This window comes from Kitasatospora sp. NPDC057223 (genome assembly GCF_042669755.1).
Lineage (GTDB): Bacteria > Actinomycetota > Actinomycetes > Streptomycetales > Streptomycetaceae > Kitasatospora.
Map to the genome: position 1 here is coordinate 21,820 of NZ_JBHUWW010000026.1, position 18,200 is coordinate 40,019.

Annotated in this window: 16 protein-coding genes; 9 read left to right on the forward strand and 7 right to left on the reverse strand. The window is 72.1% G+C overall.

The features are described from left to right. Positions 1-126 precede the first annotated feature (126 nt). Positions 127-405 carry an HPr family phosphocarrier protein gene (locus ACFUK0_RS12830; protein WP_380249197.1) on the forward strand — a complete coding sequence of 93 codons (279 nt, stop codon included), beginning with the start codon at positions 127-129 and terminating at the stop codon, positions 403-405. Between the two features lie 161 nt (positions 406-566). Here ACFUK0_RS12830 and ACFUK0_RS12835 read toward each other — a convergent pair whose 3' ends face one another. Then, positions 567-1,505: a LysR family transcriptional regulator gene (locus tag ACFUK0_RS12835; protein WP_380249199.1), complete on the reverse strand. Its 939-nt coding sequence runs from the start codon at positions 1,503-1,505 to the stop codon at positions 567-569. 95 nt (positions 1,506-1,600) lie between these two features. Here ACFUK0_RS12835 and ACFUK0_RS12840 point away from each other — a divergent pair, with 95 nt between their 5' ends. Continuing rightward, a complete protein-coding gene (locus ACFUK0_RS12840) occupies positions 1,601-2,296 on the forward strand; it encodes a type 1 glutamine amidotransferase domain-containing protein (protein WP_380249201.1) in 696 nt (231 codons plus the stop codon). 109 nt (positions 2,297-2,405) lie between these two features. After that, on the forward strand, positions 2,406-3,215 hold the full coding sequence (locus ACFUK0_RS12845) for an LAGLIDADG family homing endonuclease (RefSeq protein ID WP_380249203.1): 810 nt from the start codon (positions 2,406-2,408) through the stop codon (positions 3,213-3,215). 46 nt (positions 3,216-3,261) lie between these two features. On the opposite strand, the gene ACFUK0_RS12850 is transcribed toward ACFUK0_RS12845, so the two are convergent. From ACFUK0_RS12850 to ACFUK0_RS12860, 3 genes are all read right to left on the reverse strand, one after another. Then, entirely contained in the window at positions 3,262-4,455 is a 1,194-nt protein-coding gene (locus ACFUK0_RS12850) for an RtcB family protein (protein ID WP_380249205.1), read from the reverse strand. Positions 4,456-4,841: 386 nt separating this feature from the next. Then, positions 4,842-6,233: a M16 family metallopeptidase gene (locus ACFUK0_RS12855; RefSeq protein ID WP_380249207.1), complete on the reverse strand. Its 1,392-nt coding sequence runs from the start codon at positions 6,231-6,233 to the stop codon at positions 4,842-4,844. After that, positions 6,230-7,609, reverse strand: a complete 1,380-nt coding sequence (locus tag ACFUK0_RS12860) for a M16 family metallopeptidase (RefSeq protein ID WP_380249209.1) — start codon at positions 7,607-7,609, stop codon at positions 6,230-6,232. Before ACFUK0_RS12860 ends, ACFUK0_RS12855 begins: the two co-directional genes overlap by 4 nt. Positions 7,610-7,934: 325 nt before the next feature. Between ACFUK0_RS12860 and ACFUK0_RS12865 the strand changes: the two genes are divergently transcribed. The 6 genes from ACFUK0_RS12865 to ACFUK0_RS12890 all read left to right on the forward strand — a co-directional run bounded on the left by ACFUK0_RS12865 (position 7,935) and on the right by ACFUK0_RS12890 (position 15,074). Beyond that, positions 7,935-10,385: a DNA topoisomerase (ATP-hydrolyzing) subunit A gene (locus tag ACFUK0_RS12865; RefSeq protein ID WP_380249211.1), complete on the forward strand. Its 2,451-nt coding sequence runs from the start codon at positions 7,935-7,937 to the stop codon at positions 10,383-10,385. Positions 10,386-10,613: 228 nt separating this feature from the next. Beyond that, on the forward strand, positions 10,614-10,907 hold the full coding sequence (locus ACFUK0_RS12870; RefSeq protein WP_380249213.1) for a WXG100 family type VII secretion target: 294 nt from the start codon (positions 10,614-10,616) through the stop codon (positions 10,905-10,907). A 79-nt stretch (positions 10,908-10,986) separates the two neighbouring features. Further along, positions 10,987-12,375: a WXG100 family type VII secretion target gene (locus ACFUK0_RS12875; RefSeq protein ID WP_380249217.1), complete on the forward strand. Its 1,389-nt coding sequence runs from the start codon at positions 10,987-10,989 to the stop codon at positions 12,373-12,375. A gap of 7 nt (positions 12,376-12,382) precedes the next feature. Further along, positions 12,383-13,360, forward strand: a complete 978-nt coding sequence (locus ACFUK0_RS12880; protein ID WP_380249219.1) for a hypothetical protein — start codon at positions 12,383-12,385, stop codon at positions 13,358-13,360. A gap of 40 nt (positions 13,361-13,400) precedes the next feature. Further along, on the forward strand, positions 13,401-14,147 hold the full coding sequence (locus ACFUK0_RS12885; protein ID WP_380249221.1) for a hypothetical protein: 747 nt from the start codon (positions 13,401-13,403) through the stop codon (positions 14,145-14,147). 24 nt (positions 14,148-14,171) lie between these two features. Further along, positions 14,172-15,074, forward strand: a complete 903-nt coding sequence (locus ACFUK0_RS12890; RefSeq protein ID WP_380249223.1) for a sucrase ferredoxin — start codon at positions 14,172-14,174, stop codon at positions 15,072-15,074. Between the two features lie 87 nt (positions 15,075-15,161). Here ACFUK0_RS12890 and ACFUK0_RS12895 read toward each other — a convergent pair whose 3' ends face one another. The 3 genes from ACFUK0_RS12895 to ACFUK0_RS12905 form a co-directional block, all read right to left on the reverse strand. After that, the gene (locus ACFUK0_RS12895) at positions 15,162-16,220 is read right to left on the reverse strand and encodes an ABC transporter substrate-binding protein (protein WP_380249225.1); all 1,059 of its coding nucleotides are present in this window, start codon (positions 16,218-16,220) and stop codon (positions 15,162-15,164) included. Between the two features lie 77 nt (positions 16,221-16,297). Further along, complete coding sequence (locus tag ACFUK0_RS12900) at positions 16,298-17,170, reverse strand: ABC transporter permease (protein ID WP_380249227.1); 873 nt, start codon at positions 17,168-17,170, stop codon at positions 16,298-16,300. Continuing rightward, positions 17,160-18,035 (reverse strand): ABC transporter ATP-binding protein, encoded by an 876-nt coding sequence (locus ACFUK0_RS12905; protein WP_380249229.1) that lies wholly within the window; start codon positions 18,033-18,035, stop codon positions 17,160-17,162. Before ACFUK0_RS12905 ends, ACFUK0_RS12900 begins: the two co-directional genes overlap by 11 nt. Between the last annotated feature and the right edge of the window lie 165 nt (positions 18,036-18,200).

Consider the following 18,200-nt stretch of genomic DNA (forward strand, 5'->3'; position numbering starts at 1 on the left):
ACTCCGCCGCCCGACGGCTGCGGAGCCTCTCCCGGGGCTGCGGAGCACCCCTCCACGCGTGTAACACTGGTCTAGACAACATGGCCGTTCCGAACATGGCCAGCAACACCTGAAAGGCACGTCATCATGGCTGAGCGCCGCGTCACCATCGGTTGGGCCGAGGGCCTGCACGCCCGTCCCGCCTCCATCTTCGTCCGCGCCGTGACGGCCACGGGCGTGCCGATGACCATCGCCAAGCCCGGCGGCACCCCCGTCAACGCGGCCTCCATGCTCGGGCTGCTCGGCCTCGGCGCCGAGGGCGGCGAAGAGGTCGTCCTCACCTCCGACTCCGAAGGCGCCGACGCCGCCCTCGACCGCGTCGCCAAGCTCGTCCAGGAAGGCCTCGACGAGCTGCCCGCCGCCTGAGCCCGCCACAGCTCCCCGAAGGGGTGTGCCGCACGACGGCGCACCCCTTCGTCGTGCCCGGCCCCACCCCGCCCGGGGCCTCGCCCCCGGCACCCGGACCCACGCCGGAGCCGTCGCCGTGGGCGTGGCCGTAGGCGTGGCCGACCTACCGCGACCACGGCCTACCAGCCGGCGGCCTCCCGCAGCAGCAGGTCGCGCACCAGCGCCACGTGCGGCTTCACCGCCGCACCCGGCAGCCGCACCAGAAAACCCGTGTTGATCGGCGGGTCCTCCGGATCGAGCAGCAGCACCAGCGCGCCCGACACCAGCTCCCCCGCACACAGGTACCGCGGCAGGACGGAGTACCCGGCCCCCGCGACCACCGCCGCGAGCACCCCCCGCAGATCCGGCACCACGACCGCCGCGGGCCCCGACAGGCGGGCGCCGAAGACATGCCGCCAGTACCGGCGCGCGATCGGCAGGTCCTCGGCGTACGTCACCAGCGGCACCCCGTGCAGCGCGGCCGGGCCCAGCTCGGCCACCCGGTCCGGACCGATCCGCCCGGCCCAGGCCGGAGCCGCGACCAGGACGAACTCCTCGTCCGTCAGCGGCACCGCACTCAGCTGCCGCCCACGCGGGCGGACGGTGGACAGGGCGAGATCGAACCGCCCGGCGCGCAGTCCGTCCAGCAGGTCGTCGGTGAGCCCGGTGGTGACCCGCAGTCGCACACCCTCCGCGACCAGCGGCGCCAGGGCCGGCAGCACCCGGACGCAGAGCAGCTCCGCCGGCCCCGCCAGGTGCACCGGCTCGGCGGGTACGCCCGGCTCCGCGCCGCCCCCGTCGGCGACCGCCGCCAGCGCGTCCAGCGGCCCGGCCACCCGCGCGGCCAGGTCGTCCGCCACCGAGGTGGCCGCCACCCCGCGCGGCAGCCGTTCGAACAACTGTCGGCCCAACCGCCCCTCCAGCGAACGGATCTGAGCCGTCACCGTCGGCTGCGACAGCCCCAGCAGCCGGGCCGCCGCCGTGAACGAACCCGTCCGGTGCACCGCGAGGAACGTCCGCAGGTGGACGAGATCGAGCGGGCCGCCACCGGCCGAGCCATCGGAATTCCTATCGGACATGATGGCAAGCCTATTGGATACCGATCGGAGAACGGCCTACGTTCAAGGAGATCACCGAGCCGAGACCCGGCCCCGCACCCCTCCGGAGAACCGACATGTCGAACATCCTCATCGTGCTGACCGGCGCCGACCACTGGACCCTCAACGACGGCACCAAGCACCCCACCGGCTACTGGGCCGAGGAACTCGCCGCACCCCACCGCGCCCTCACCGCCGCCGGCCACCGGATCACCATCGCCACCCCCGGCGCCGTCACCCCCACCGTCGACCGGGGCAGCCTCACCCCCGAGTCCAACGGCGGCCAGGCCGCCGCCGACGCCGTCGCCGCCGAACTCGCCGCCATCGACCAGCTCCGCGCCCCCGTCCGGCTGGAGGACGTCGACCTCACCGAGTACGACGCCGTCTTCTACCCCGGCGGCCACGGCCCCATGGAGGACCTCGCCGTCAACGCCGACTCCGGCCGCCTGCTCACCGCCGCCCTCGACTCCGGCAAGCCCCTCGCCGTCGTCTGCCACGGCCCCGCCGCCCTCCTCGCCGCCCGGCGCCCCGACGGCGCCTCCCCCTTCGCCGGCTACCGCCTCACCGGCTTCACCAACACCGAGGAGACCCAGGCCGGCCTCGCCGACAAGGCCCCCTGGCTGCTCCAGGACCGGCTCACCGCCCTCGGCGCCGACTTCCAGGAGGGCGAGCCGTGGGCACCCCACGTGGTGGTCGACCGCAACCTCTACACCGGCCAGAACCCGGCCTCGTCCGCCCCGCTGGCAGCCGAACTGATCAAGGCCCTGGGCTGACCCCCGCACACCGAACGGATCGAACGGAAAGTCGGCGGTAACCCCACCATCGGGCGAACTGGCGATCGATCAGGAGCTTCCGGCCACCACCCGGCCGGAAGCTTCGGGCATGACCTTCCTCGATCTCGAAAACCCCGGACACGCCTACCTGTTCGGATTCCTCCAGGCGGACGGGCACCTCTCCCAGGGCATCGGGCGGAAGGGCCGGCTCACGGTCGAGCTCTCGGCCCGGGACGCCCCGATCCTTGAGGCCTTCCAGCGACTCTGCCCGTACAACAGCGGCATCACCTACCGCACCCGGGCGACGAACTTCGCGACCGAGCACACCTCGGTCCAGTGGACCGTGTGCGCCCTGGAGTTCCGGGAGGAGCTCAAGGCCCTCGGCTTCCCGGTCGGCCGCAAGTCGCTGACGGTGGCTCCGCCGAAGGTGCCGTTCGTGGAGCGCGACTACCTCCGCGGGCTGATAGACGCCGACGGATCGGTCGGACGCACCGCCCAGGACCTGCCGTTCGTCAGCTTCACCACGCAGAGCGACGCGCTGGCGGCGTTCTCCTCCCGGTACTTCGGCGAACTCACCGACACCCGCCGTGTCTTCAGGCGGAACAACCGTGATGCGATCTACAACATCGTGTTCAGCAGGGAGGAGGCCGTTGCCATCGCCCTCGACCTCTACTACCCCGGATGCCTGGCCCTCCCCCGCAAACAAGCAAGCGCGGATCATGCTGCGGCCTGGGTGCGGCCACCCGGGGTGAAGAAGGTCCTCCGCCGGAGCTGGAGTACGGAGGAGGACGAGACCCTTCTCGCGGCCGGCAGTGCCGCAGACGCCGCCGGGCAACTCGGGCGGACCGTGCAGAGCTGCAGCCTTCGTCGCTGGCGCCTCATCGGCCCCAAGCGCCCGCGAGCCAAGTCGCTCGGCTAGACGCGAGTGGGCCCCGACCAGGTCGGGGCCCACTCGTCACCGATGCTCAGCCCTTGATGCAGACGACCTGCTTGAGGTGAGCAACCACCTCGACGAGGTCCTTCTGCTGCGCGATGACCTTCTCGATCGGCTTGTACGCCCCCGGGATCTCGTCCACGACCCCGCTGTCCTTGCGGCACTCCACGCCCCTGGTCTGCTCCTCCAGGTCCTTCGTGGTGAACCGCTTCTTGGCGGCACTACGGCTCATCTTCCGGCCGGCGCCGTGCGAGGCGGAGTGGAACGCCGCCTCGTTGCCGAGGCCGCGCACGATGTAGGACCCGGTGCCCATCGAGCCCGGAATGATCCCGAGGTCGCCGGAACCGGCCCTGATCGCGCCCTTACGGGTCACCAGCAGGTCGACGCCGTCGTAGCGCTCCTCCGCCACGTAGTTGTGGTGGCAGCTGATCACCTCGTCGAAGCCGACCTTCGCCTTGGCGAACTCGCGGCGGACGACTTCCTGGAAGAGCGCCATCATGACCGCTCGGTTGTTCTTGGCGTACTCCTGCGCCCAGAACAGGTCCTGCCGGTAGGCAGCCATCTGCGGAGTGTCCGCAATGAACACCGCGAGATCACGATCGACCAGGCCCTGGTTGTGCGGGAGCGACCGGGCGACGCCCATGTGATGCTCCGCCAGTTCCTTGCCGATGTTGCGCGACCCGGAGTGAAGCATTAGCCATACAAACCCATGGTCATCAATGCATACCTCGCAGAAGTGGTTGCCGCTGCCGAGCGTCCCCATCTGCTGCATGGCCCGGTCCCGCCGCCACTTCACCTCCGGTGCGACCCCGTCGAAGCGCTGCCAGAAGTCGTCCCAGCCCGCCGTAGGGAAGCCGTGCAGCTTGTGCGGGTCGACCGGGTCGGAGTGCAGGCCGCGGCCGACCGGAATGATCCGCTCGATCTTGGAGCGCAGCCGGGACAGGTCGTCCGGCAGGTCCTTGGCGGTGAGGGAGGTCTTCACCGCGCTCATGCCGCAGCCGATGTCGACGCCGACCGCCGCCGGGCAGACGGCGCCGTTCATGGCGATGACGGAGCCGACGGTGGCGCCCTTGCCGAGGTGGACGTCGGGCATCACGGCGAGGCCGTGCAGCCAGGGCAGCGAGCTGATGTTGCGCAGCTGCTGCATGGCCTGGCCCTCGACGGTGGCCGGGTCGGCCCACATCCGGATGGGTACGCGGATGCCTGGTACTTCGGTGTACGACATGACTGAACGACCTCCGGGGTCGACTGGTTTCCATGCTAGTTCGGGGGTGCCGCGCGAAGCTTCCGGCGTGGCTCGGGAATGACCGAAGGCGGCAGCGCTCAGGCGTTGCTGCGGCGTCGCGAAACGGGACGGGGCAGTCTCGGGGAGCGTGGGGCGCCGGTGCGCCGCAGGGTGGGCTCGACCCGCATGGTGACCGCCTCCTCTCGTTGTCTCGCGGTGGATCGTGCTGCGTCGCAGTGGATCGTGGGATCGCGCTGCGGGGACATCTACCCACGGGGCGCGGCACCGGGGCAAGGGATTTAGGAGCGGCCGGCAACGCGAGGGGCCCGGCGGAGCCGATGCTCCGCCGGGCCCGACCTGGCTGCCCGACCTGCCTGTCCGACCGGTCAGGAGGTGATGACGGTGACCTCGCCGATGCCGAGCTTCTTCACCGGGTCGGCGATCACGGCGGCGTCGCCGACGAGGACGGTCACCAGGCGCTCGGGCGGGAAGGCGGCGACCACGGCCTCGGTGGCCGCGGCGGTGCCGAGTTCGGCGAGCCTGCGGTAGACCTCGGACTGGTAGTCGTCGGGCAGGCCCTGCTCGACCTGGTCGGCGAGGGTGCCCGAGACGGAGCCGGCCGTCTCGTACTTGAGCGGGGCGACCCCGACCAGGAACTGGACGGCCTCGTCGCGTTCGGCGTCGGTGAGGCCCTCGGCGGCGAGGGTGCGCAGGATCGTCCAGGTGTCGGCGAGCGCCGGGGCGGTGGACGCGGTGTCGACCGAGCCGCTGATCGCCAGCAGGGAGCGGCCGGAGCCGTCGGCGGCGGAGCGCAGCGGCTGGGCGAAGGCGCGGACCCCGTAGGTGTAGCCCTTCTCCTCGCGCAGGACGCGGTCGAGGCGGGAGGTGAGGGTGCCGCCGAGGCAGTAGGTGCCGAGGACCTGGGCGGCCCAGCTGTCGTGGTGGCGGTCGGGGCCGATCCGGCCGATGAGGAGCTGGGTCTGGACGGATCCGGGGCGGTCGACGATGACGACGCGGCCGGTGTCGTCGGCGGTGACCGGGGCGTGGACGGAGACGTCGGCGGGGGCGGCGGTCCAGACGCCGAGGGTGCTCTCCAGGAGGGCGGGCAGGTCGGTGCCGGTGAGGTCGCCGACCACGACGACGGTGGTGGTGGCGGGGCGGACGTGGGCGTCGTAGAACGCCTTGACGGCCGGCCGGTCGATGCCCTTGACGCTGTCGGCGGTGCCGCCGCGGGGGCGGGAGAGGCGGTCGGCGGCGTCGAAGAGGTCGGCGTAGAGGGCCTTGGCGGCGCGGCGCGCGGGGTTGGCCTGCTCGTGGACGATCTCGTCGAGGCGGTTGGCGACGAGGCGCTCGATCTCGTCCTCGGGGAGGGCGGGGGCGCGCAGGGCGTCGGCGAGCAGGGTGAGGCCGCGGGGCAGGCGGGAGGCCGGGACCTCCAGCGAGACCCGGATGCAGGGATGGTCGGCGTGGGCGTCGAGGGTGGCGCCGGCCCGCTCCAGTTCGGCGGCGAACTCCTCGGCGGTGAGGGTGTCGGTGCCTTCGTTGAGCGCGCGGGCGAGGATGCCGGCGATCCCGTCCAGGCCTTCGGGCTCGGCGGCGAGCGGGGCGTCCAGGAGGACGTCGACGGCGACGAGCTGCTGGCCGGGGCGGTCGCAGTACAGCACGGTGATGCCGTTGCCGAGGGTGGTGCGGTCGGGCTGCGGGAACGCCCAGGGGGTGGGGGTGCCGGGGGTGGGCTGGGGGTGGAACGTCATGGTGGGGGTGGGGTCGGTGCTCATGCGGCCGTCTCCTCCTGGGTGTCGTCGGCGTCGGTGTCCTCGTCGGCGGCGTCGCTCTCGTCGTCGCCCGCGGTGGGCTCGTAGACGAGGACGGCACGGTTGTCGGGGCGCAGCCGGGCTGCGGCGACGGCCTGGACCTCTTCGGCGGTGATGTCGAGGACCTTGGGGAGGGCTTCGTTGAGGAGCTTGGGGTCGCCGAACAGGACGGCGTAGCGGCAGAGTTCGTCGGCGCGGCCGGCGACGGTGGTGAGCCGGTCGAGCCATTCGCGTTCGATCTGGGCCTGGGCGCGCTCCAGTTCCTCGGCGGTGGGGCCGTCGGCTGCGAAGCGGGCGAGTTCCTCGTCGACGGCGGTGTCGATCTGCGCGATGGTGGCTTCGCCGGAGGTCTTCACGTCGAGCCAGCCGAGGGAGGGGGCGCCGGAGAGTCGGAGCAGGCCGAATCCGGCGGCGACGGCGGTGCGGTCGCGGCGGACGAGGCGGTTGTAGAGGCGGCTGGACTCGCCGGAGCCGAGGATGGTGAGGGCGAGGTCGGCGGCGTCGGCCTCGCGGGTGCCGTCGTGCGGGAGGCGGTAGGCGGCCATCAGGGCGCGGGAGGGGACGTCCTCCTCGACGAGTTCGCGCAGTTCGCCGCCGATGGTGTCGGGGAGCGCGCCGTCGCGGGGCGGCTGCTTGCCGTCGTGGGCGGGGATGGTGGCGAAGTACTTCTCGACCCAGGCGATGGTCTGCTCGGGGTCGATGTCGCCGACGACGGAGAGGACGGCGTTGTTGGGGGCGTAGTAGGTGCGGAAGAACGCGCGGGCGTCCTCGAGGGTGGCGGCGTCGAGGTCGGCCATGGAGCCGATGGGGGTGTGGTGGTAGGGGTGGCCGTCGGGGTACGAGAGGGCGGTGAGCTTCTCGAAGGCGGTGCCGTAGGGGACGTTGTCGTAGCGCTGGCGGCGTTCGTTCTTGACGACGTCGCGCTGGTTCTCCATGGAGGCGTCGTCGAGGGCGGCGAGCAGGGAGCCCATGCGGTCGGCCTCGAGCCAGAGGGCGAGCTCCAGCTGGTGGGTCGGCATGGTCTCGAAGTAGTTGGTGCGTTCGAAGCTGGTGGTGCCGTTGAGGGAGCCGCCGGCGCCCTGGACGAGTTCGAAGTGCCCGTTGTTGGAGACGTTGGCGGAGCCCTGGAACATGAGGTGCTCGAAGAGGTGGGCGAGACCCGTGCGGCCCTTGACCTCGTGGCGGGAGCCGACGTCGTACCAGAGGCAGACGGCGGCGACCGGGGTGAGGTGGTCTTCGGAGAGCACGACGCGCAGGCCGTTGGCCAGGCGGTGTTCGGTGATGGCGATGGCAGCGCCAGTGCCTCCGGTGGAGGCTGCTGCGGGGGCCGGGTTGGCCATGCGCTCGGGTCCTTCCCGTCGTCGAGGGTCGGGGGTTCGGTGGGCGTCCCCCGTCAGGGGTTCGCGGGCGTCCCCCATTGTGGTGCAACGCGCGGGGACCGTGGTTGTGTCCGCGCGGGGCGGACGTTCGCCACGGGCGGAAGCGTGGACGCAGCGGTGGCGGCCGGGAGGGGTCCGGCGGTGCTGCGGGGCGGTGGTGCGGGGCCCGGGGAGAGCCCTTGGCGGGGTGTGTCGGCCGCAGGGTCCACAATGGGGGCGCTGACCGACTATGCCGACCGATGTTGACGACAGACGACGCCGACAGACGCAAGGGAGCCCCGCCGCGATGGCCCGCCGCAGTTCGCCTACCCCGCCGCCCGGAGATTTCGAGGAGCGGATCCTCGACGTCGATGTCGTGGACGAGATGCAGGGCTCCTTCCTGGAGTACGCCTACTCGGTGATCTACTCGCGTGCGCTGCCGGACGCGCGGGACGGTCTGAAGCCGGTGCACCGGCGGATTCTCTACCAGGCCAACGAGATGGGTCTGCGCCCGGAGCGTGCGCACGTGAAGTGTGCGCGGGTGGTGGGCGAGGTGATGGGCCGGCTGCATCCGCACGGTGACGCGTCGATCTACGACTCGGTCGTCCGGATGGCGCAGCCGTTCTCGATGCGGCTGCCGTTGATCGACGGGCACGGGAACTTCGGTTCGCTGGGCAACGACGACCCGCCGGCGGCGATGCGTTACACGGAGTCGCGTCTGACGGCGGCGTCGATGGCGCTGGTGGAGTCGATCCACGAGGACACGGTCGATTTCGGGCCGAACTACGACGGCAGTGAGCAGGAGCCGTTGGTGCTTCCTGCGGCGTTCCCGAATCTGCTGGTGAACGGTGCGTCGGGGATCGCGGTCGGTATGGCGACGAACATGCCGCCGCACAACCTGACGGAGGTGGTGGCGGCCGCGCGGCATCTGATCAAGCACCCGGCCGCCGACCTGGACACGCTGATGCGTTTCGTGCCGGGGCCGGATCTGCCGACGGGCGGGCGGATCGTCGGGCTGTCGGGGATCCGGGACGCGTACGAGAGCGGCCGGGGCACGTTCCGGATCCGGGCGACGGTGTCGGTGGAGAACGTCACCGCGCGGCGCAAGGGGATCGTGGTCACGGAGCTGCCGTACACGGTGGGGCCGGAGAAGGTGATCGCGAAGATCAAGGATCTGGTCAACGCGAAGAAGCTGCAGGGCATCGCGGATGTGAAGGATCTGACGGACCGCGAGCACGGGCTGCGGCTGGTGATCGAGGTGAAGAACGGCTTCGTGCCGGAGGCGCTGCTGGAGCAGCTCTACAAGTTGACGCCGATGGAGGAGACCTTCGGCATCAACAACGTGGCCCTGGTGGACGGCCAGCCGTTGACGCTGGGCCTGAAGGAGCTGCTGGAGGTCTATGTCGACCACCGGTTCGAGGTGGTGCGGCGGCGCAGCGACTTCCGGCGGCGCAAGCGCCAGGAGCGGCTGCACCTGGTCGAGGGCCTGCTGGTGGCGCTGGTCGACATCGACGAGGTCATCGCGATCATCCGGTCCAGTGAGAACGCGGTGCAGGCGAAGGAGCGGCTGATCGAGCGCTTCTCACTGTCGGAGACGCAGACCTCGTACATCCTGGACACTCCGCTGCGGCGGCTGACCCGGTTCGACCGGGTGGAGCTGGAGACGGAGCAGGAGAAGCTGAACCGGGAGATCGCGGAGCTGTCGGAGATCCTGGATTCGGACACCAAGCTGCGGGGTGTGGTGTCGGCGGAGCTGGGCGCGGTGTCGAAGCAGTTCGGCACGGAGCGGCGGACGGTGCTGCTGGAGGCGGGCGCGGTGCCGGCGGCGGCGTTGTCGGTGCCGTTGGAGGTGGCGGACGATCCGTGCCGGGTGCTGCTGTCCTCGACGGGGCTGCTGGCGCGCACGGCGGACGGGGAGCCGTTGGAGGTGGCGGAGTCGCGCGGCAGGCACGACGTGATCGTGTCGGCGGTGCCGGCGACGGCGCGTGCCGACGTGGGTGTGGTGACGTCGGCGGGCCGGGTGCTGCGGCTGGCGGTGATCGATCTGCCGGGGCTGCCGCCGACGCCTTCGCCGACGTTGTCGGGCGGTGCGCAGGTGAGTGAGTTCCTGCGGTTGGAGGCCGGTGAGCGGGCGGTGGCGCTGACCACGCTGGACGAGTCCTCGCCGGGGCTGGCGCTGGGCACCGTGCAGGGTGTGGTGAAGCGGGTGGTGCCGGAGTGGCCGTCGAACAAGGACGAGTTCGAGGTGATCGCTCTGAAGGAGGGCGACGAGCTGGTCGGTGCGGTGGAGTTGCGCACCGGCGAGGAGGATCTGGTCTTCATCACCTCGGATGCGCAGTTGCTGCGGTTCCCGGCGGGCCAGGTGCGTCCGCAGGGCCGGCCGGCCGGCGGTATGGCGGGGGTGAAGCTGACGGACGGGGCGCGGGTGCTGTCGTTCACCGCGGTGGATCCGGCGGCGGAGGCGGTGGTGGTCTCGGTCGCGAGTGCGGCGGGGACGTTGACGGGTGAGGCGCAGAGCAGTTGGAAGGTCACGCCGTTCGATCAGTACCCGCGCAAGGGACGGGCGACCGGCGGGGTGCGCTGCCAGCGGTTCCTGCGCGGCGAGGACGTGTTGTCGTTCGCCTGGGCGGGTGCGGCGCCGGCGCGGGCCGCGACGGAGAAGGGCCTGCCGGTGGAGCTGCCGAAGCATGATCCGCGCCGGGACGGTTCGGGGACGCCGGTGACGACGCCGATCGCCGCGGTGGCCGGGCCCGTGTAGCGGGTCGGCCCGGTGCTTCGGAGGGGGGTGCCCGCGGGCACCCCCCTTTCGGGTTGTGCGAGGCTTGTGCGGGGATTGCACAGGGGCTGCGCCCCGGGCTGCCGCGGGGCCGTGGCCGATGGTGTACTGGCCTGTCAACTGTGTTTTCTTTGGTCATGGTTGAGTAAATCTGATAGAACGTTTGCGCCAAGGGAGACCTTGCTCGGAGCGAACTGGAGGGGCGGGGCTGTGGCCGACGGCTTCAGGATCGACATCGACCGGATGAGTGCGGTGTCCCGTCAACTGGGTGAGTGCGGGGAGCGGATGCGCTCCGTCACCAAGCGGTTGGAGCACATGGGTGACTCCAAGCAGATGGGCACCAAGTCGCTCGACAACGCCTGCGAGGATTTCGAGGACGAGTGGCACGACGGCATCGGCCGGATGGCCAAGATGGCCGAGAGCCTCCACAAGGGGCTGGACACGACGCTGAAGTCGTACGCGGACAACGAGAGCGGCACGGCGAAGGGCTTCGGCGCGAGCTGAGGCCGGGCAGCGGGGCGGCACGTCCGCCACTGCCCTGAACGGACGAGTTGGCACGGGGGAACGGGGAGATCGACATCTCATGAGCGACCACGACTGGCCGGGCCTCGGATTCTGCCCGGCACCGGGGGATCTGGGCTCGATCGAGCAGGTGTACGCGAACGTCGACGCGGTGGCCCGGGAGCTGGACGAGCTCCAGCACGCCCTCGCCGACATCGGCAAGAGCGGCGGCGCCTGGGAGGGCGACGCCGCGAAGGCGTTCACCGAGAAGCTCGGCGAGCTGCCGAAGTACCTGGACAGCGGTCACCAGTCCATGGCCGCCTGCTCGTTGGCGCTCAAGACCTGGCACACCCAGCTGGCCGGCTACCTGAGCACCGGCAAGAGCCTGGAGGCCCAGGCGGCCGAGATCCGCGCCCGGCTGAAGCAGCAGGACGCGGACGCCGACGCCCAGGTCGACCTGATGAACTCGTACCGCTTCGTGACGAACGTCGACGAGACGCAGTACAACCGCGACGCCGACGAGTGCGAGCGGCTGCTGGACATCAGCCGCCGCAGCCACGCGCAGCTGGACGACATCGTCGACCGCGCCCGCAAGCAGCTCGACGAGCACCGCGACACCGCGGACGCGGCGGCGCGCGCCGTCCAGGCGGCGTCCAAGAACCACCCGCCGGACCCGGGCATGTTCGACAAGCTGCTCGGTGGTCTGAAGGCGGCCTGGAAGGGCGTCTCCGACTGGCTGGTGGAGCACGCCGACACGCTGTCCAAGATCTCCGCCGGGCTGGCGGTCGCCGCCCTGGCGGTCTCCTGGATCCCGGTCGTCGGCCAGGTGGCCGGCGGCATCCTGGCGGGCGGCGCGGTGCTGTGCAGCGCGGGGGCGCTGATCGGCCACAGTCTCGGCAAGGCCCGCGGCAAGGACGTGTCCTGGCTGGACATCGGCCTGGACACGCTGGGCGTCGTCCCCGGTGTCGGCGCCATCAAGGGGTTCGCGACGGCCGGGCGGGCGGCGACCGCGGTCAAGGGCGTCGGCATCGTCGGCAAGTCGGTCGCCCCGGTCAAGACGATCGTCAACTCGGTCAAGCTGGCCCGGGGCGCGGGCGCCGCCGAGCGGGTCGTCGGTGCGGGCAAGGGCCTGTTCGCGATGACGGCCAATCCGCTCTCCACCAAGGGCATCGCCGCGGCGCTGGGCAAGTTCGGCCACACGGTCGACCCCCGGATCATCACCGGCACGGTCAAGAGCCTGGGCCTGGCCAGCCACCTGCTGCCGCACGGCGACGACGCCCCCAAAGAGAGCACGAAGCCCCCGGCCCAGCAGCCGGCACCGCAGCCCAGCCCGCCGCCGGTGACCACCCAGCCGTACCCGGCGCCGTCCCAGGGTGTTCCGCACCCGTCGCCGCAGCCCGCCCCGTACCCGGGCGTGAGCACCCGGCCGACCCCGGCCTCCGGCCCGTTCCTGCACGCACTCGCGGTATGAGGAAGCCATGACCGATCAGAGTGTGCTCCAGGTCAGCGGCGCCCGGCTGGCGGCCGTCCCGCAGGTCGCCGAGAGCGCCCGGGCGGCGTCCGCCGCGCTCGGCGTCGACCTGCTGGACGACGCCGTCGCGGCCCGGGTGCTCGCCGAGCACCGGCGGTTGAAGGACAGCGGCGGCTGGCACGACGAGCTGGGCGCCGTCCTGGTGGTCGGCGGCCTCGTCGGGGCGCTGATCCTCAAGGGCTCGCTCGGGTCGACGCCGCTGGAGGCCGGCCAGGTGGCCGGGTTCGCGGCCGCCTGCGCGGCCGTACCGCTGGGTCTGCTGGTCTGGGTGCTCGGCAGCCGTTCGGGCAGCCGCAAGCAGCAGGCCGCGGAGCGGTTCGCCGCCTACGGCACGCTGCTGCGGCTCGCCCGGGAGGCCGGTGTCCCGGTGGACGCCCCGGTCGGCTGGGCGCCGGCCCCGGAGGCCGGGGCGCAGCCCGGCGCCGTGACCCCCGGGGCGGACGCCTCGGGCCTGCCGGTGCTGCCCGCGCGCCTGATCACCCAGGACCACGCACTGTGGCGGACGGCCGCGGAGATCGGCTCCCGGCACGGCGTGGACTACCTCGACGAGCAGGCCGTCCGCACCGTCCTGGGCGCGCAGAAGCGGGCGGTCGGGCGGATCCAGCTCCAGGCCGGCCTGATCACCCTGGGGCTGCTGCTCGCCGCCGGCGCGGCCTGGATCGGCACGACCCTGCACGCCCCGGCGGGCGGCTCGGGCCACGGCTCCACCGGGACGGCGTTCTTCACGGTGGCCGGCGGCTTCGGCGTGCTCACCCTGCTGTTCGCCGTCCAGCTCGTCCGCGGCATCGGCGCGTGGCGCGGCAGTGGCACCAAGGACCGCGCCCGCGGCTACCTGGAGCTGCTGGAGGCCGCCCACCGGGCCGGCCTGCGGATGTCCGTGCCGTCCTGGCTGGACACCGGCGGCATTTCGAAGAACTGGTCCTGAGCCACCCGGCCCCTCACCGCCCGCACTTGTGGAGCACTCCTTGACTACCCCGGATCCGTCCACGACGGCGCCGCTGCCGATTCCCGAGCAGCGCTCCCAGAGCGACGACGACCCGCTGCAGATACGTTTCGTGGTGCCTCCGGCGTTCCACGAGATCCCGGTGCTCGGCACCGAGGACGAGGTCGCCGAGCGACTCTGGGAGGTGGTGAGCGAGGTGCTCGCGGGCCGCCCGGAGGAGGACCGGCTGCTGTGGGCCGGGATGCTGATCCCGCTGATCCCGCCGATGGCCGACGCCGGGGTGCTGTACTCGGGCATCTGCCTGGTGGACATCGACGGCCGGCCGAGCACCGCGTCGGTGCTGGTCTCGTTGAACCCGCTCGGCGACCTGCGGTACGAGGAGGCGCTGGACACCACCGCCGCCCAGCTCGCCGAGGGCCGCCCGGAGGCCGAGATCACCCAGGTGGAGCTGCCGGCCGGCCGGGCGGTGGTCATGGTCGGCACCGAGGTCACCCCGGTCACCGGGCCCACCGCCGACGGCGAGGACGCGGCGCTGTCCACGTCGGCGATCCAGGTGTACCTGCCGCTGCCGAACGAGCGCGAGATGCTGTCGCTGGAACTCAGCACCCCGTGCGCCGAGGACTGGGAGCTGTACTCGGAGGTGTTCGCCGACATCGTGGGGAGCATCCACGTGGAGTTCGCCGCCGTGGAGATGGCCGTGCCGGAGCCCGGTACCGAGGGTGGCGTCGACGGCGACAGCGCGGCCAGGATCAGCGCCGCGTTCGGGTGAGCACCCGCGGGTAGGGTTGCCCCGGTGAGCACCTGTGCGACGGCGTCGCTTGAACTGTCCGAGCCGCTGGCCGCGACCGCGGCGACGGCCGCCACCTGGCTGCTGGTCGAGCAGACCGGGCCGTGGGGAGCCAAGGCGCTCACCGGGAGCCACCTCGATCCGGATCTCGGCCGGGCGCTGGACGCGGCCTGCGCCGGCACCGGGGTCCGGGTCGCGCTGATCCGCCGGCCGGGCCGGCACGCGGACTGCCTGCCGACCGCCCGGCGCGAGGTCGTCGTCGCGCACACCGTGCCCGGCCGCTCCTGGGTGCGGCGCACCTCGGTGACCGACCCGGCCGGGCTGCTGGCACTGGACTTCACCGCGCTCGGCACGGGCGACCACGGGGGCTTCGGCACCGAGCACGTGGGCGGGCCGCTGGCCCTGGTGTGCACCAACGGCCGCCGGGACCGCTGCTGCGCGCTGCTGGGCCGCCCGCTCGCCGCCGACCTGGCGGCGGCCGGCCACAGCGAGGTCTGGGAGGTCACCCATCTCGGCGGGCACCGCTTCTCCCCCACCATGCTGGTCCTGCCGTACGGCTACGCGTACGGGCGGCTGACGGCGGAGAGCGCCAAGGAGGTGCTGGCGGCAACGGCCGCCGGGCACATGGCGCCGCGGTGGGCGCGGGGGTGCTCCGGCTGGGACCGTCCGGGCCAGGCGGCCGAGCTGGCCGTGCGCGAGCTGACCGGGGAGACCCGGGTGGACGCGCTGACGCTGGCCCAGCAGCCGGCCGGCGAGGGCCGCTGGCTGGTCGTGGTGTCGCACACGGACGGGCGGCGCTGGGAGGCCGAGGTGCTCCAGGGTGCGAGCGAGCCGCCGCGCCCGGAGAGCTGCGGCAAGGCCGACGCCACCCCGGCCCGGATGGACGTGGCGGCCGTACGGCAGCTGTGACCCCGCGCCCGTGACCGCGCGCGGGCGAGACCCGGCACCCGCTGTCCAGGGGGGTGCCGGGCCTCGCCCGCGCGGGTGCGGCGGGGCTCAGCCGGCCGCGGTCCGGCTGACGAACTCGGTGGTGTAGGTCTTCGCCAGGTCGATCGTCGACTCCTTGCCCTTCACGTCCGGGTGGAAGGCGGCGAGGACGGCGAGGACGGTCTTCGGGCCCTCGGCGGGCATCACGCCGTCGGTGGTGAACATCGGCAGCGTCGCCCTGATCGCGGCGGCGTACTGCTCGGCGCCGCCCTGCCCGTAGTCGGCCGGCATCTTGGCCGCGATCTCCTCGGGCGTGTGGGTGGACATCCACTTCAGCGTCTTCACGAACGCGTCGGCGAGCTTCTGGGTGGTGCCCTTGTTCTTCTCCACCCAGTCGGTGTTCATGTAGAGCGAGGAGGACGGGTAGAGGCCGCCGAGCGCCGCCTTCGAGCCCTCGGGGGTGCGCATGTCGTACAGCACCTTGCCGAGGCCCTTGTCGAGGATGTTCGCGACCGTCGGATCGGTGGTCATGCCGCCGTCGATGCTGCCCTGCTGGAGGGCGGCGATGAAGGTCTGGCCGGCCCCGACCGCGATCGGGCTGAACTCGCTGACGGCGACGCCGTTCTTGACGGCCAGGTACTTGGTGAGGAAGTCGGTGGAGGAGCCGAGGCTGGTGACGCCGAGCTTCCTGCCCTTGAAGTCCGTTCCCGACCTGATCGCGTCGGCCTGCTGGGTGGAGACCACCTCGACCTCGCCGGGGGCCTGCGAGAACTGGACGACGGACTCGACGATCTTGCCCTTGGCCTGGAGGTCGATGGTGTGGTCGTAGAAGCCGACCGCGCCCTGGACGTCCCCGGCGAGCAGCGCCGTGGTGGCGTTGACGCCGGCCGGCTCGCTCATCAGCTCGACGTTGACGCCGGCCTCGGCGAAGTACCCGAGCCGCTGGGTGAGCATCGCGGGCAGGTAGATGACCTTGTCCAGGCCGCCGACCATGATCTTGACCTTGGGGCCGTCGACCGCCGTCCCGGCGGGGGCGGCGCCGGTGTGCGAGGTGGCCGCGTCGTTGGCACAGGCGGTGAGCGGGATCAGGAGGGCGGCGGCGAGGGCGACTGCGGCGGCTCTGCGCATGGGGGTGGTGCCTCTCTGCGGGGTGGGGGTCCGGCCGGGTGGGGGTGGCGCGGCCGGGCGGAGGGTCGGGCCGGAGCTCAGCGGCCGTCGCCGGCGTCGGCCGGCTTCCAGCGGAACAGGCGCTTCTCGGCGAAGGTGAGCACGCCCTCGGTGAGCAGGGCGACGACGGCGAGGATGGTCATCGCCGCGTACACACCGGCCGCGTTGAAGGTGCCCTGGGCGGCCGCGACCATCAGGCCGAGGCCCTTGGTGGCGCCGATGTACTCGCCGACGATGGCGCCGATCAGGGCGAACCCGAAGCTGACGTGCAGGCTGGTGAAGATCCAGGTGGTGGCGGCGGGGATGACCACCTGGAGGGTGACCTTGCGGTTGTTCGCCCCCAGGATGCGGGCGTTGGCGACCAGGTTGCGGTCGACCTCCCGGGCCCCCTGGAAGGCGTTGAAGAAGACCGGGAAGAACACCAGCACGACGGCCGAGGCGACCTTCGAGGCCGGGCCGAGGCCGAACCAGATCAGGAAGATCGGCGCGAGCACGATCCGCGGGATCGCGTTCAGCACCTTGATGTAGGGCCCGAGCACGTCCGCCAGGAAGCGGACCCGGCCCAGCGCGATGCCCAGCAGCACACCGGCGGTGACGCCGATGACCCAGCCGGTCAGGGCCTCGTACAGGGTGTAGGCGACCTGTTCGCCGAGCGATCCCTGGGCCGTGCCGTGGGTGATCCACATCCAGATCTGGTCCCAGATCCTCGACGGCTGGGAGAAGTTGAACGGGTCGATGACGCCGCTGCGGGCGCAGGACTCCCACAGTCCGAGGAAGGCCGCCAGGACCAGCACCCGCACGGCGTAGACGGTGAACCGCCGGTTGCGGGCCGCGCGTTCGCGGGCCTGCGTCCGGGTGGCCGGCGCGGGGGCGACGGCGGCGGGCTGCTGGACGGCACTCTCAAGCGGCATGGCCCGCTCCTCTCTCGCGGGTGATGCGGACCTCTTCGCCGAGCGACGCCCAGATCTCGCGGTAGATCTCGACGAACCGCGGCTCCAGCCGGACGGCCTCGACCGTCCGGGGGCGCGGCAGGTCGACGGTGAAGACCTCCTTGACGGTGGCGGGGCCCGCCGTCATGACGACGACCCGGTCGGCGAGCGCGATGGCCTCGTCCAGGTCGTGGGTGACGAAGACGACGGACGAGCCGGTACCGGCCCACAGTTCGAGCAGCTGGTCGGACATCAGGGCCCGGGTCTGGACGTCCAGCGCCGAGAACGGCTCGTCCATCAGCAGGATCGCCGGGTCGTTCACGAAGGTCTGGGCGAGCGCGACGCGCTTGCGCATACCGCCGGAGAGCTGGTGCGGGTAGCGGTCCTCGAAGGCCGACAGACCCACCCGGGCCAGCCAGTCGCGGGCCCGCTCGCGGGCCTCGGCGGCGGGCACCCCGCGAAAGCGCGGCCCGGCCATCACGTTCGACAGCACGGTGCGCCACGGGAAGACGGCGTCCTGCTGGAAGACGAAGCCGACGTGCTCGCTGATCCCCCCGACCGGCTCGCCCTGGACCCTGACCTCACCCTCGGTGGGCTCCTCCAGACCGCTGACCAGTGTCAACGTCGTCGACTTGCCGCAGCCGGTGGGGCCGACCACGGCGACGAACTCACCCTGGGCGACCGTGAGGTCCAAGTCCCGTACGGCGGTGTGCAGCGCCCCGGAGGGCGTCCTGAACCGCTTCGTCGCGTTCGTCAGCTCGATCGCGGGGACGGCGGTGGCCGCCCCGCTCCGGCCGGCCGGGGCGCCGAAACCCCCTCCGGTGACCGGCTTGCGTTGCTCGCTCATGAGACCTCCGGGATCCGGCGCCGTCGCCGGGCTCTGTGCTGTGCTCCGGAGGTTAGAAGTGGCGCCGGCCACAGCGGCAGCCTTGCGGGCGTACTGCGAATTACCGGCGTTGAGGGGTTTTCTGCTCGTTTTGCCTGCGCTACAACAGCGGGGGCACGGCTGACA